The organism is Bacillus cereus group sp. MG16 (assembly GCF_040459875.1).
In the GTDB taxonomy this organism is placed as follows: Bacteria; Bacillota; Bacilli; order Bacillales; family Bacillaceae_G; genus Bacillus_A; species Bacillus_A paranthracis.
Map to the genome: position 1 here is coordinate 2,906,952 of NZ_JARVHE010000001.1, position 13,615 is coordinate 2,920,566.

Here is a 13,615-nt window from a genome sequence, read left to right on the forward strand (position 1 = left end):
GGTTAACAAAAACGAACATACATTCTCATGAGTATATTGTCTATAAAAACGATGAGTTTGTCAATTATCTACTTTCTTATTTCTTCTTAAATAATGCTGTCCAAAGAAATGATTCTCCAAACATAGTACTTGGTTGTTCAATCTGTTCCATCTTTCTAATTTCAATCACTTCAAATCCTTTAAATATCTCTCTTAGTTTTTCTTCCGAATAAGCAAGACCTCCTTGTAGACTCCATCCTCTATATACGTCCCAATCTGTTATTTCTGAGCCATTTCGCTCATCTAAATCGCCTGCCGCAAAACATGTTAATCCGAAATAACCACCTGATTTCAATGCGTTTTTAATTAAATCCACATAATTTATTCTTCTATGTGGTGGAATATGATGTAAACAGCCCGAATCGTATACAAAATCAAATTCATTTTGAACCTCTAAATTAAAAATTGAATCACAAATAAATTCAATTTCTACTCCTTTTGCTAACGCCCTCTCTTTCGCCCAGCTAATGCCTTCTATAGATAAATCTACTGCTGTTACATCAAACCCTTCATGTGCTAGATAAATTGCGTTTCTACCCGGACCACATCCAAGTTCCAGTACTTTCCCTTTTGAAACCCGTTTTTTTTGTATATACGAAACTAGATTCTCATCTGGAACATTTTCAAAAAACGGAACATCTTTTTCTCTATTCGCATAAAATTCATTCCAAAATGGTTCTGCTGGTCTTAATAATGAATCCAGCATTTTAATAATATCTTCTTGCGTGTGCAACGTTTCATTTTTCATTTGCACCCCTCCAGTTTTAATATTCAGAAAATTATTATATATCTTTTAGAACTTTAAGACAAAGAAAAAACTCCTACATTCAATAGGAGTTTTTCTCTTTAAAATCCAAGTACAGCTAACCAGTTTAACAACTTCTCTTCTCGCGCTTTTAAATCATCGTTCCTAAGCTTACCTAACTGTATTTCACTCACAATTTCTCCGTCCGCCATAAAAAGAATTCTTTCTGTTTTTGCTGCTACTTTCACATCATGAGTGACTAACATAATGGTCGTTCCATCACGATTAATATTTAATAATATTTGCATTACTTCTTCTGTTGCTTTTAAATTTAAAGCACCAGTCGGCTCATCTGCAAAAATAATATTTGGATTATTAATGAGCGCTCTACAAATAGAGACTCTTTGTAATTGCCCCCCAGATGCTTCGGTTATATAATGAGACGCTATATCACTTATCCCCATATTCTCCATTAGCTCTAGAGCACGTTTATTTACTATTTTCTTACTCTCACATTTCGCTAAATATGCTGACAAGATGATATTATCAAATAGGTTCAAGTTTCTAAGAAGGTTGCTCTGCTGAAAAATAAATCCTATTTCAGTAAGGCGTAATTTTGCTAACGCTTCTTCTTTCATACATGATAATTCTGTACTATCAATTTTTACACTTCCTGATGACATTTGATCCATTCCACTAATATTATATAGTAACGTCGATTTCCCAGAACCAGAAGGCCCCATGACTGATACAAATTCTCCCTCATAAATCTCTAAATCTATATTTTTTAACACGTGATAATTTGTATTTCCATCCATTGAATATGTTTTGTTTACTTGCTTTACTTCTAAAATTTTTTTCAAGTGATACACCCCTACTCCCCATTTGGCTTTACATCGTTTGTTTGCTTCATAGTAAAACTACTGAAAAGCGTTGTTGCAGTCACACATATACATAATATAGCTGGACATATTACATAAGAAACGATAGGATTCACGACAAACTTTATATGAGCAGCTCCCATAAAAGACCCTAACCAACTTACTAACATTTCACCAAACGTAGCAGCTATACATGTCCCTATCACAATGCCTAATAATACAATGACGATAGAACGTGTTATATACTGTATACGAATATCTTTACTAGAAAAACCGATATTTTTCATAATTAAAATTTGCGAAGAATCTTTTGCTAATAACATTTTGAAAAACATTGCAGTAATTAAAACTGATATCAATATCGCAATCAAAATAGCCACTTGAGTCACGAGTCTTAATTGTTTAATTGTTTCTCCTAAAGTTTGCGTTAAATAATCATCCGTATCTGTTATTTTTGCAGAACTAAATTTTTGTTTATACTCCTTCACTTTTTCTTGCAAATCAACATTAGACTTTAAATCTACATTTACTACATACCATAATATGTTTTCGTTATTATAAGAAAAGCTCGCTTTAGCTGTTTTCCCGCCATTTGTTACATCTTGATACATACCACTAATCGTTAGTGTTTTCTCTTTCCCATCAACAAATAAAACGATATGATCCCCTACATTCTTTTTTAATTCATTTGCGTTCATATAAGAAAGAGCAATTTCATTTTCATTTTTTGGTGCCCTACCTTTGATATAGTCTAATGGAAATTTAGTGAAGTCTCCCATTTCTACATTTAAGTTTTCATGTGTACCATCAGCGTTTACCATTTTAAATGTACTCGTAATAAATGTTGCATATTTTTCTACTTCTTTATCATTTTTTACATATGAAATAACACCCTTAAAACGTTTCTCTATATTTTCAGTTTGCTGTAAATCTATTCGAATATCACTTTTTCCTGTCCCCATATAATTTACAAACTTCGGTGACTGAATCGTATACAAAAAGTTAACAGGTACAACAATCATAAACACAGCTATTATTAATACGATACTTAATACGCGATATAACTTAAATCTTTTTATAACATCTTGTATACCAATAAATATATTCACATTTGTAATTTTAGTTTGAGAAAGAGAAAAAGAACTTTTCACCTTCCTCTTTCCTAGATTATCTCTTGATCGTAAAGCATCTATTGCCGTAATTCCCCTGAAATCCCGCAAAATAATACGACATAAAAGGATGACGGTTAGAAATAATAGAGTTATGACTATTAATGGTACAACAAAATGTAAAACACTTGTATTTGCTATCCCCATATAAAGTGAGATATTAGCGGTAAATATTTTTGTAACAAATAATGAAAATATATATCCACAAATACATCCGCTAGCAGCAATAACAATATATTTTGTTACATATAATTTTTGAATCTCTTTACTTGTAATACCGATAGCTTTCATAACACCAATTTCCCGATAATCTTCTTCCATAGATGTTATAATCGTAAATCTAATACATAACATTGCAATTAACATTAATAATGCACTTATTATGATAAGTACTGCAGCTATTATTCCATCTGTTAATGAATTGAGTGTTTTAAATAGTGAATACGTAATAGAGGGACCTTTTTTTGGTAAGTTCGATGACTTATATAGATTTTCAAATTCATTTATTTTATTTTCGTCTGTTAGCTGGAATTCAATAAGATATTCGCTTTCTCCAAAATTTCTTTTTATTCTTTCAAAATCTTTATTGCTTATTACAAATCGTTTTGAACTAACGATTGATGGGTTCATTTGAACATCACGAACAAATGCTGAAATCGTAAATTCTAGTTCATTATTATCTTTAATAACCCATATTTTATCTCCCATACGCAAATTATATTTTTGCATATAATAAATGGGTACACCTATTTCCCCTTTCGTAACATCGACCACTTCATTATTTAAATTTAATAAAAAATCAAACTTACTATTTTGTTTCACGAAACTAATGTCCATTACACTATTATGTTCTGCTTGATTTTTCTTTTTAATAAAAATGTTAGATCCATTTATTTGAACCATCTCAGCCGTTTGCTGTTTTTTTACAAACGGATTTTTTTCTACAAAGGAATCAATTGACTTTTGATTTACTTCTCCGGCATGCATTTGTACGAAGTGCGGTGCGTTTGATACTTTAACCAATTGATCCATTGAGTTCAATAGATTTATAACATTACTTGAAGCACTAGCCATTAAAAGACTTGATAACATGATAAACATAAATAAAATAGTAATTATCATTTTATTTTGAGAGAAATCTCTTTTTAACATTCTCCTAATCATATAAAGCTAGTTCCCTTCATTGGATAGTATTTTCTTCGTCACAACTGCTATTAATAACATTATGAAACTAATAACTAATATAGGTAAATAAATTTTCATACTGAATTCTTCAAACATAAAACCATAAACGACTTGCCCAATCGGTGCCATGCATTGGGATACCGCTGTTATAATTGCCATTACTTTTCCTAAGTTCTCATTTGGTGTTTTCTTTTGAACTACAGTAATCACATAGATGGATACAATTGTCATGATCATTGCAATTAAAATAGAAGAAAGTATAAAGAGGATAAATGGTGGATAGTGTCCTAAATTAAGAATAAATGGTGTGACCGATAGCGCCACCGGTATTACTAATAGAGCTATAATAAGCATCCAATAATATAATGTTTTCATCTGTAACTTTTTAGCAAAGAAACCGATTGACAATGCACCTAATATGGTGGCAAAATCAATTAACCCCATCCCGATTCCATACATCGTATCGCTAATCTGCATAGTTACTCGTAAAATAATAGGTCCTCCAACAATAAATAACGGTGTCAAAATTAAGTTTAGTAAAGCTGCAAGTAACATAGCCTTCAAAATAAATGGTTGCTTTAAAACATATATAAACCCTTCTTTCATATCCTTTACAATTGTCGGTATGATATGGCTTTCTTGCACTCTCTTTATAAAAGGTATTGTAATAAACATTTCTAAAATCGCAGATAAAAAGAAAGCAAGACAACTTATTATCAAGAGCATTTTCAAACCAATTATGCCGTACAATATTCCTCCTAATACAGGAGCAACTATATTAGATAATGCTTGCACACCATTTACGATACCGTTCGCTTGTTCTAATTTTTTCTCTGAAACTAATTGCGGAATACTTGCCATTACAACTGGTGCGTACATTGCATTAACGATTGCTAGTAAAAACATAATTGTTCCAATCAATAGAATAGATACAGATCCAGTAAATAACAAAACTATAAAGCTTAATACAATCGCAGTATTTATAAAATCAAAAATAACTATTACATTACGGCGATTGAAACGATCTGCTATCGCTCCGCCAAGAGGAGCTAGCAAAAACGGAATACTCGTTATCGCATATAATCCTGCGAATATATCAGCACGCCCTGTTAAATCTAGCACATATAATGACAGAGCAAAACGTAAAAGTGTTGAACCCAAAATAGTAATAATTTGCCCACTCACCATTAAATAAAAATCTTTCATCGAAGGTTTTATACTAATAGACATTATAATCACACCTTTAATTTAGACCGACTGTCGGTCTATAATAAACAAACAGAAAAGCATTATTTCTGCTTCATTAAAACCTCCACCATATAATCAAAGGATCCTTCTTTCGCTCCAACAGATACTTCCATCATTTTAATATAAGCTTTCGCTCTTCTCATCATTTCTTCTGGCTTCCATTGGAATAACCCATCATCAAATATGACTTGCGCTGAAGAGAGTAATAATTCAATCGTTTCTTGTGGGTATGGTGTAGAAAATACACCTTCATCAATTCCTTGTTCTAAAATCTCTGCTAAAACAGGAGATAAATGAATAATGGATTGCACTATACTTTTTTGGTGCATTTCCGCATTATCTGGTTGATGAAATTGCTCAATCATTTTATCTTTTACATCCCCTGATTTTGGAGATTGCTCCATTAAAACTCGAAATAACTTTTCTAATACTGGTATATTTGGATTAGAGACAATTACTTTCGCTTTAGCAACATCTTCTTTAATAATCCTCATAATAATCTCATCCATTACTTCTTCTTTCGATTTAAAATAGTGATAAAAAGTCCCCTTTGCTATCCCTATCTCTTTTAAAATGTCATTTACTGTTGTTTTCGTATAACCTTTCGTAAGAAATAATCGTTCAGCTGTTTCTAAAATTTCTTTTCTACGCTCCTCATACTCCTTAATTATTCGCATTCACGTTCTCCTTCCCGCTAGACCGACTGTCGGTCTATTTTAATTATATGTTTAATTAGTAAAAAGTTTCCTGTTATTGTATATATACAACACCTTACTTTCTATTTCCTTTATAAATTTTTATTTTTTAACTTCCGTTTAATTTGTTTAAAACGTATCTCACGTTTCTTATCATCACCTTTCATTTTAAGAAAAAGAAGGTTTTCGTATTGGTTAACACCACAAATTACATTGATCAAACAACTACTTATATCTTTACGAAAAAATAGAACAGCATGTACTATCATCCAAAAGTAATTCGAAAAACTTTTAATTAATCACAAAGCTTAAAAGATTACATATATTATCAAATATTTTTTAATATTGTTGTGATCGAAGAGCATTCCCTTAGGTACTCTTTAATTTTAAAATAATGATTTGATTAAGCCTTTTCACCTTTTAATTGGACAAGCATATATTATTCTATGGAGGAATCCACTCATAAAAATCTACTTTTCTTGTCAAAGAGTATGCTTATATGCGTGCTCTTTTTTATTTGGTTTTCTTTCATTTCTAAATAACATTTTCAACTCTATTCATACTATTTTTTCAACTTTAGGTTACAAACTATTTCTGTAAGCGTAGTGTTTCTTTTGTACTATAGGCAGTTAGTTTTATCCATAACAGTACACCTCTGCACTATTCACTATAAATTTTCATATATTATATTGTGCTTGTCCAAAACATGTGGTTATTACTCACGAGATCTAAATGAAAGAAAGGAGTGAAAATATGCGATCATCTAGTCGTAAGCTCACAAACTTTAATTGTAGAGCACAAGCCCCCAGTACACTACCAGCTCTCGGTTTTGCTTTTAATGCTACTTCACCTCAATTTGCAACACTATTTACGCCACTACTACTACCTAGTACAGGCCCAAATCCAAACATTACTGTCCCTGTAATCAATGATACAATTAGTACAGGAACTGGTATTAGAATTCAAGTAGCTGGTATTTATCAAATCAGTTATACATTAACAATCAGCCTCGATAATGTTCCAGTAGCCCCGGAAGCAGCGCGCTTTTTCTTAACACTAAACTCATCAACTAATATTATTGCAGGATCTGGAACTGCAGTCCGTTCTAATATTATTGGCACTGGTGAAGTAGATGTATCCAGCGGTGTCATTCTAATAAACTTAAACCCTGGTGATTTAATTCAAATTGTACCCGTTGAAGTAATTGGTACAGTAGATATTCGTTCTGCCGCTTTAACAGTTGCACAAATTCGTTAATAAAAACAATATGCTTAACTAATTAACATTCAACATTTAATATTCCTTATACAGTCCAAAATATATGTTATAGATTTAACACACATTTATATTAAACAAGCATATTTTATTGTATGGTGACTATGTAGTCACACAAATCTAAAGCGTTCATAAAAGCACACTTATATGTGTGCTTTATTTTTTATGAAAATCAAGCTTTAATATAACTATTTTGTATCACTTTATACTCATCACTCTTTTAAACATTTACCTTTTTATTGTTATATTTGCTCATTGTTTTTCTCTTTGTTTTACTAATTAGCTGATTAATTTCACAACACCATTTATTAAACATGTTTCTTCACCCCTTGAATATTTTTCAAATAAAAATACATACTATTTTCAAGCCGCCGTGTCCACGGCTAATACTTCTTTCTTTTGTTACAGCAGAAGCAGGTAGGTTCTTCACTTATCTGCTTTCTCTGTATATTTTTTAAGAAATCGAAAATAATACCAACAAGCTGTTTGAACTAGCAGCTTCACTCTTCTCGTAATGGGGATGCAAATTATCACAATTAGCTAACTCATTGAACTCACTGGCAGACAACCAAAATCGTTGTCTGCTTTTTGTATGAGATTTTTTGTTTTACATATACTACTTTTGAACCTGCAGACCAATACGAGCCATTTTGGTGCTTGGGATTTCCCTTCCGGGGATAAGTATTTTTTACTTATCCCTTTTTTGTATAGACACGTATATTTATGGCAAAACTAATTACAAGCAGATTTTCTGTTTATGCGTAGTTCTAAACAAGATTACTTTTTCTCCTATTAAAGGACGGCAGGTACGACTGCTAGTCCTTTTTTCTTATTTCGCATACTATCCTATCCCTTTTGTTAACTTCACACTGCATTATCTTCATCGTCGTAATAAGCAATTTCCCAATAAGGATGGCAGTTGTGCATCTCGAGTTCCCATCGAACAAAACTAACAAAGTTACAAATTTCTTTCACCAAATCGGCCAATTCTTTGTTTGCAAAAGATGTTTTCATATCGTTATACCAATTGATGTTTTCATAATTCGTATCATCATCAGAGGGGCTAGTACGAATTGCTTGCTCTCGATTTTTTTCGATTAAATATTGTCCATACGTAAGTTGCACCTGTTCTTGAATTCCGACATGGTTGTAGTACCCTTGTTCTACTGGTTTTGGATTATAAAATTTCCCTTATAAGTTTTAAATACGGTGAATGAAATTTTTGTTTTTTTCTTGCCATCATCCTTGTTGTATACAAACAAAAAAAGAGCCACAATATTTTGCGACTCTTTACAATTATAACTATTTAACGGCCACGTCTTTGCTGGCCTTGCTTTGTACTACCTTTTTTATTACTTGGCTTATTAAATGATCGGTTGTTTTCATTTCTTGAACTATTTCTTGAATCGTTTCTTGTGCGACCTTTAGAACCACTTCTTGAACCTTCACGGCTATCTCTTTGACGATATTCGCCTGATTTCTTCGGAGCCGGCTTTGGTAGCGGTTTTCCATTTTCATCTACACGTTTTATCTTCGGTTGTTCGATTATTTCTCTTTGTATTGGTGCGCCAAGCGTTTTTTCAATTTCTTCTAAATGTTTTTCATCTTTCGCTGCAACGAACGTAATTGCAAGACCTGATCCACCTGCACGTCCTGTTCGGCCAATGCGGTGAATATAACTCTCTACATCTTCAGGGATATCATAGTTAAATACGTGCGTTACACCATCTACATCAAGTCCACGAGCTGCTACATCCGTTGCGATTAAGTACTGAATTTTAGCTTCGCGGAAACTCTTCATAACTCTTTCACGTTTCGCTTGAGGTATATCACCATGAAGTTCAGCACAATTATAACCTAGTCCTTTTAAATTATCATAAAGCTTACTCGCTCTAACCTTTGTACGACAGAAAATAACTGCTAAAAATGGCTGATCACGATCCATAACAAAACGAAGTGCATCTGGCTTTGCACGATCTGTCGTCTCAATGACACGCTGATCAATTGTATTTACCGTTACTTCTTCACTTTGTACTTGAATCATTTGCGGCTCATCCATATAACGTTTCGCCAATTTTTTAATATCTTTTGGCATCGTTGCTGAGAATAACATCGTTTGTTTACTACCAGGTGTCTCATCTAAAATATCTTCAATATCATATAAGAAACCGAAATAAAGCATTTGATCCGCTTCATCTAGTACAATCGTTGACAGATTACTTAAATCAATTGTCTCACGTCGTATATGATCTAATAATCGTCCTGGTGTTGCAACAACAATATGTGTATTACCTTTTAATTTTCTCAATTGTTGTGCTACATCTTGCCCGCCATAAATCGCTAGTACATTAATATCTTCTCTTTGAACAAGCATTTTTTTAATTTCAGTTGTAATTTGTAGTGCTAGTTCCCTTGTTGGTGCAACAATTAAAGCCTGAACATCACTAGACTCTGGATCGATTTTTTCTAAAATCGGTAACACGAATGCTAACGTTTTACCCGTTCCTGTTTTCGCTTGCCCAATAATATCTTTACCTGACAGAATAACAGGAATTGCCTTCTCTTGAATTGGTGTTGCTTCTGTAATTCCATTTTCACGTAATGTATGATTAAACGTTTCACTAATTCCTAATTCTAAAAAGTTTTTCAAATAGACCACTTCTTTTCCTTATTTTTCACATTAGCTTTCATTGTACCATTTGTTTCGCCAAATATGAAAAATAAAAAAATTCTTATCTTCTTTTTTTATATTCATCGTGTACTAGGTGGACAAATTCTTTTTGCTTTTTCTCACATTTTATTAATGCTTCCATATTAGTAGAAGACAAAATGAACTTCTTAATTTTTCTATTACTCCAAATTAATTTTGTATACTTTGTATCTTCGTGTAGCTTTCGAAACCACTCAAATTCGCTTAATTTAGCAATATGATGTTTTAATTTCATGTCATTTCGAGGATAAAATGTAATTATATCCATTATTACATCAAACAATAAACTCATCTTCTCCCCTCCAATACATATATTTCAATGTTATGGAAACATAGTTACAGGGCGATAAAATTGACCATTACACTCATCAAGATATTTTGTATATTTTTCTTACTATATTTTCAATCGACCTCCATTATTATGGAAAAACCTCAAACAGATGTGATAAGTGAATTTAAACAAGCTTTACTCATAAATGATAAAAAATTAATGCAGTCCTATATAACAGAAGGGATTGAACTACAATGTTAATGATTTGATTAGAATTGCGGAATCTATGAATTAAAAAACCGATTTTTTCGATATAAGAAATATCAGCTTTTTAATATTTTATATCATGAGTTTTCCTCCATGATAGCAATAATACCTTGCTGCTTTAAGGTTTTTAATTCTCTTTAAAGACTCTTCCGCTTTTTCTATATCTAAGCAAAAATCCGGATTCGCTATTACTAACTCACGATTCTCTTGAACAGCCGCATCTCCTGTAATTACAAAATCTAAATTCGGAAAATATAATGAAATATGTCCCGAAGTATGTCCTGGGGTCGCTACTATTTGACATTCACCATTCAAAATCATTTGGCCATCATGTACTTTTTCATCGACGAAAATATGTCTTATATTTTTTAACTGTTGTATAAACCATTTACCAAATTCTTTTTCTTCATTTGGCATACGTTCTAACATTTCTTCTGCTTGAACTAATCTCTCTGATTTTATATCACCATTAATGTAGTTAGATTCAATTTCACTAGCAATAATATGAACGTGAGGATATTTAACTTGGAAATCATATAAAGATCCTATATGATCGTCATCATAATGAGTAATAATTATATTTTTTAAGTTTTTCAGCTCATACCCATGTTTTAATATTGCATTTTCAATTAAAGGTAAAAAATTTGTATATCCTGTATCGACTAATGTTAATTCATTATGTAATATAATTAAACTTGGAAAAATACATTGTTTTTTCCCGTTAAATTCGAATTCAATTGGTAGTTCTATTATCTTCATTTTTCTTCCCCCATACCGCTTAATAAATGTTTAATAAATTAAATCATCTACATACATTTCTTTCAAATTCATGTTTAATGTGTACATTCTATATAACAAAGAAAAAAGCATCCGTTATGAATGCTTTCCTTATCTTACCTGTTCAACTACATAAATCAACTTGGGCCTATCCGAAACCTGATATGTATAGTCTTTATTTTTATGCATATATGTTTCTATCCTATTTATCACTTTAAACATTCTGTCTGAATTCGCACTGAAACGAGATACTGAATCACATAAAACTATTGACCCTTTCTTGTAAAAGTTTATAATTTCATAAATATCTCGTTCTAAACAAACTTCTCCTACTTGCAAATCCTCTTTCGCTTCATAGTTGTCAACTACCCCCACTGAGATAAAACCTTTCAGTGGGGGCTTGAGTTCGAACACTAGGTCTTTTCGTCTATCGCTAGACAGTTTGACGCTCTAGCATTCATGCTACCTTATGGTAACACCCCAAGTCTGTTTTTGGTTGGTACTGACAACGAACGATTGTTTTCCCACTTGCACCACCCTTTCGAAAAAGAGCAATTCTTCCTTATGGAAGAAGCCACCACTCAGATGACTCCGGCGTGTGCTACAAGCCCCGACAAGCCGCGTACACATGGATGGTTGACGCACCCACTAAGCTATGCGTGAAGCAACAGCCTTACGTTTTTGTACTTCTAGTAGAATCGGCGTTTTCACTTTGAGATTGTCATCCAATTCTACAACTCCTGACTTTTTCAATGTATTCAGGGCACCATTAATATCAGCATGGATACATGTTCCTGCTTTACTTTGATACAGACCGCGAGTCATTCGTTTGCCACTAAAGCGATACTGCGTCTTATCATCCTTAGACCAAACTGGAACCGGATCCTTATCAAAAAAACTAGCTTTTGAAGTATAGCTTTCTTCTTGTTTAAAAAAGCGGATGCCTTCTTTTACACATTTATTCTCAATCGCTGCCATCAATTTTTGAAATGGGATTTGAACAAACTTTTGATTATTCTTTTTCCCCATATGAGATTTTTGTTTCCAACCAGCGTTATACCCTATAACAATCGTATCTATATCGAATTCTTTCACTTTTTTGAACAATAGACCTACCGTTTGTGCAATGTAACCGTTTATTTGTCTTTCTCGTTTACGCCAAAGTGCGGCCATTTTATTCGTTACAATACGTTTTGAAATTCCATTGTCCATATTTTTCTGCCCTAGATTACATATCATTTTGTTGAAGTATTGATTTATGGATTTTAGTTTTTTTCCATCAATTAAGAAGGCATCACCTGTATTGGTTACGCAACTTACTAATCTATCTACACCTAAATCGCAACTCAAAGCGTTACTCGTAGTCGTGGATGGTTTCTTCATTTGAGAAACGTGCATTTCATATGTGTAATGCACCTCAAAGAACCGACCTTTTTGCTTCGGTACAATCTCAATGTAGGAGATGTTTTTATTTCTTAAGTTTTTTGGCATACGTATTTTAATAGAACCGAATTTTTTTCTGAACGCAACATTCATTGGAATGATCCAATACCCGTTCTCATCCACTTTTGGCACTTGATAGATTTCAATGATTCGTTTGTCAGTGGAACGAGAATAATTTGGAAACTGAGGACGACCTGTGAACTTCTCAGGGTGTTTCTTCCACTGTTCCATTGCTTTAAAAAAGCTCTTCACTTCTGTAAATAAGGCTCTGCGAATCGCTTGAACAGAGTTTGATTGAACTCCTGGATAGTTCATATCGGCTTGCATGGCAGTATCCACTTCTTTTACAGTAGCCATCCTGTTATGGTTCAAGTAACTTTGTTTCATCGTGTACAAGCCAACATTTCGCAACGCTTTTGAACTATGTGACATGCGTTGCAGTAAGCGAAATTCTTTTGCAGTCAGACAAGCTCGTCCGATATTCTGTTTCTGCGTGAATCGTTGCATGTTTTCTCTTTTCTTTTGTTTCCGTAATACTTTCACTGCTTTCTTTCTAGTCATTGTTTTCACCACCTTTCTTAGAGGGAGTATTAAAATTATTTTTGAAAAATTAATATGTAGAAAGAAATGGAACAAGTAGCGGAATGAGAATCATTATCTAATTTCGTTGTCTTACAATCTATTTCCTCTTTATCTACATGATATCGTAAGAAAAAAAGAAACAAACATTCGCCCTCAAATATTATTATGAGCGAAACAAAAGAGTTCAGCCTACCTGCTGACGGCAATTCATCTCCACCTGAATTGTTGGGTTTCACCCGTAACACAAATCAGATGGAGTCTTCTTGCCGAAAAGGATAAATTCCCATTCTCATCTTCCCCTCAACTTGTATTTTTTCTTACAACATCC

12 protein-coding genes and 1 pseudogene are annotated in these 13,615 nt (G+C 32.8%); 2 read left to right on the top strand and 11 right to left on the bottom strand.

The features are described from left to right. Positions 1–76 precede the first annotated feature (76 nt). From QCI73_RS15045 to QCI73_RS15065, 5 genes are all read right to left on the bottom strand, one after another. A complete protein-coding gene (locus tag QCI73_RS15045; RefSeq protein ID WP_262725283.1) occupies positions 77–787 on the bottom strand; it encodes a class I SAM-dependent methyltransferase in 711 nt (236 codons plus the stop codon). 98 nt (positions 788–885) lie between these two features. After that, positions 886–1,647: an ABC transporter ATP-binding protein gene (locus QCI73_RS15050; protein ID WP_070806027.1), complete on the bottom strand. Its 762-nt coding sequence runs from the start codon at positions 1,645–1,647 to the stop codon at positions 886–888. A gap of 11 nt (positions 1,648–1,658) precedes the next feature. Beyond that, positions 1,659–3,998, bottom strand: coding sequence for an ABC transporter permease (locus QCI73_RS15055; RefSeq protein ID WP_353823255.1), 2,340 nt, complete (start codon positions 3,996–3,998; stop codon positions 1,659–1,661). Between the two features lie 6 nt (positions 3,999–4,004). Continuing rightward, entirely contained in the window at positions 4,005–5,252 is a 1,248-nt protein-coding gene (locus QCI73_RS15060; RefSeq protein WP_327924262.1) for an MFS transporter, read from the bottom strand. Positions 5,253–5,308: 56 nt separating this feature from the next. Continuing rightward, positions 5,309–5,944 carry a TetR/AcrR family transcriptional regulator gene (locus QCI73_RS15065; protein WP_353823256.1) on the bottom strand — a complete coding sequence of 212 codons (636 nt, stop codon included), beginning with the start codon at positions 5,942–5,944 and terminating at the stop codon, positions 5,309–5,311. A gap of 771 nt (positions 5,945–6,715) precedes the next feature. On the opposite strand from QCI73_RS15065, the gene exsF reads away from it, so the two are divergent. Beyond that, the gene (gene exsF / locus QCI73_RS15070) at positions 6,716–7,219 is read left to right on the top strand and encodes an exosporium protein ExsF (protein ID WP_001257912.1); all 504 of its coding nucleotides are present in this window, start codon (positions 6,716–6,718) and stop codon (positions 7,217–7,219) included. A gap of 882 nt (positions 7,220–8,101) precedes the next feature. Here exsF and QCI73_RS15075 read toward each other — a convergent pair. The 3 genes from QCI73_RS15075 to QCI73_RS15085 all read right to left on the bottom strand — a co-directional run bounded on the left by QCI73_RS15075 (position 8,102) and on the right by QCI73_RS15085 (position 10,239). Continuing rightward, a complete protein-coding gene (locus QCI73_RS15075; RefSeq protein ID WP_149238924.1) occupies positions 8,102–8,362 on the bottom strand; it encodes a hypothetical protein in 261 nt (86 codons plus the stop codon). Between the two features lie 181 nt (positions 8,363–8,543). Further along, positions 8,544–9,896 (bottom strand): DEAD/DEAH box helicase, encoded by a 1,353-nt coding sequence (locus QCI73_RS15080; protein ID WP_149238923.1) that lies wholly within the window; start codon positions 9,894–9,896, stop codon positions 8,544–8,546. A gap of 73 nt (positions 9,897–9,969) precedes the next feature. Continuing rightward, positions 9,970–10,239, bottom strand: coding sequence for a hypothetical protein (locus tag QCI73_RS15085; protein ID WP_000054539.1), 270 nt, complete (start codon positions 10,237–10,239; stop codon positions 9,970–9,972). Positions 10,240–10,266: 27 nt separating this feature from the next. Between QCI73_RS15085 and QCI73_RS15090 the strand changes: the two are divergent. Further along, a pseudogene (locus QCI73_RS15090) lies at positions 10,267–10,470 on the top strand (hypothetical protein); the annotation flags it as partial. An 87-nt stretch (positions 10,471–10,557) separates the two neighbouring features. Here the strand turns inward: QCI73_RS15090 and QCI73_RS15095 are convergent. The 3 genes from QCI73_RS15095 to QCI73_RS15105 all read right to left on the bottom strand — a co-directional run bounded on the left by QCI73_RS15095 (position 10,558) and on the right by QCI73_RS15105 (position 13,266). Next, positions 10,558–11,244, bottom strand: a complete 687-nt coding sequence (locus QCI73_RS15095; RefSeq protein WP_353823257.1) for an MBL fold metallo-hydrolase — start codon at positions 11,242–11,244, stop codon at positions 10,558–10,560. Between the two features lie 129 nt (positions 11,245–11,373). Next, positions 11,374–11,637, bottom strand: a complete 264-nt coding sequence (locus QCI73_RS15100; RefSeq protein ID WP_033682068.1) for a hypothetical protein — start codon at positions 11,635–11,637, stop codon at positions 11,374–11,376. A gap of 273 nt (positions 11,638–11,910) precedes the next feature. Next, the gene (locus QCI73_RS15105; RefSeq protein ID WP_353823258.1) at positions 11,911–13,266 is read right to left on the bottom strand and encodes an RNA-guided endonuclease TnpB family protein; all 1,356 of its coding nucleotides are present in this window, start codon (positions 13,264–13,266) and stop codon (positions 11,911–11,913) included. Positions 13,267–13,615 lie beyond the last annotated feature (349 nt).

What these genes read in the sequence shown, in the direction of transcription:
- QCI73_RS15045 (WP_262725283.1), bottom strand. Translation starts at nt 787, where the DNA reads ATGAAAAATGAAACGTTGCACACGCAAGAAGATATTATTAAAATGCTG.
- QCI73_RS15055 (WP_353823255.1), bottom strand. Translation starts at nt 3,998, where the DNA reads ATGATTAGGAGAATGTTAAAAAGAGATTTCTCTCAAAATAAAATGATA.
- QCI73_RS15065 (WP_353823256.1), bottom strand. Translation starts at nt 5,944, where the DNA reads ATGCGAATAATTAAGGAGTATGAGGAGCGTAGAAAAGAAATTTTAGAA.
- exsF (WP_001257912.1), top strand. Translation starts at nt 6,716, where the DNA reads ATGCGATCATCTAGTCGTAAGCTCACAAACTTTAATTGTAGAGCACAA.
- QCI73_RS15085 (WP_000054539.1), bottom strand. Translation starts at nt 10,239, where the DNA reads ATGAGTTTATTGTTTGATGTAATAATGGATATAATTACATTTTATCCT.
- QCI73_RS15095 (WP_353823257.1), bottom strand. Translation starts at nt 11,244, where the DNA reads ATGAAGATAATAGAACTACCAATTGAATTCGAATTTAACGGGAAAAAA.
- QCI73_RS15105 (WP_353823258.1), bottom strand. Translation starts at nt 13,266, where the DNA reads ATGACTAGAAAGAAAGCAGTGAAAGTATTACGGAAACAAAAGAAAAGA.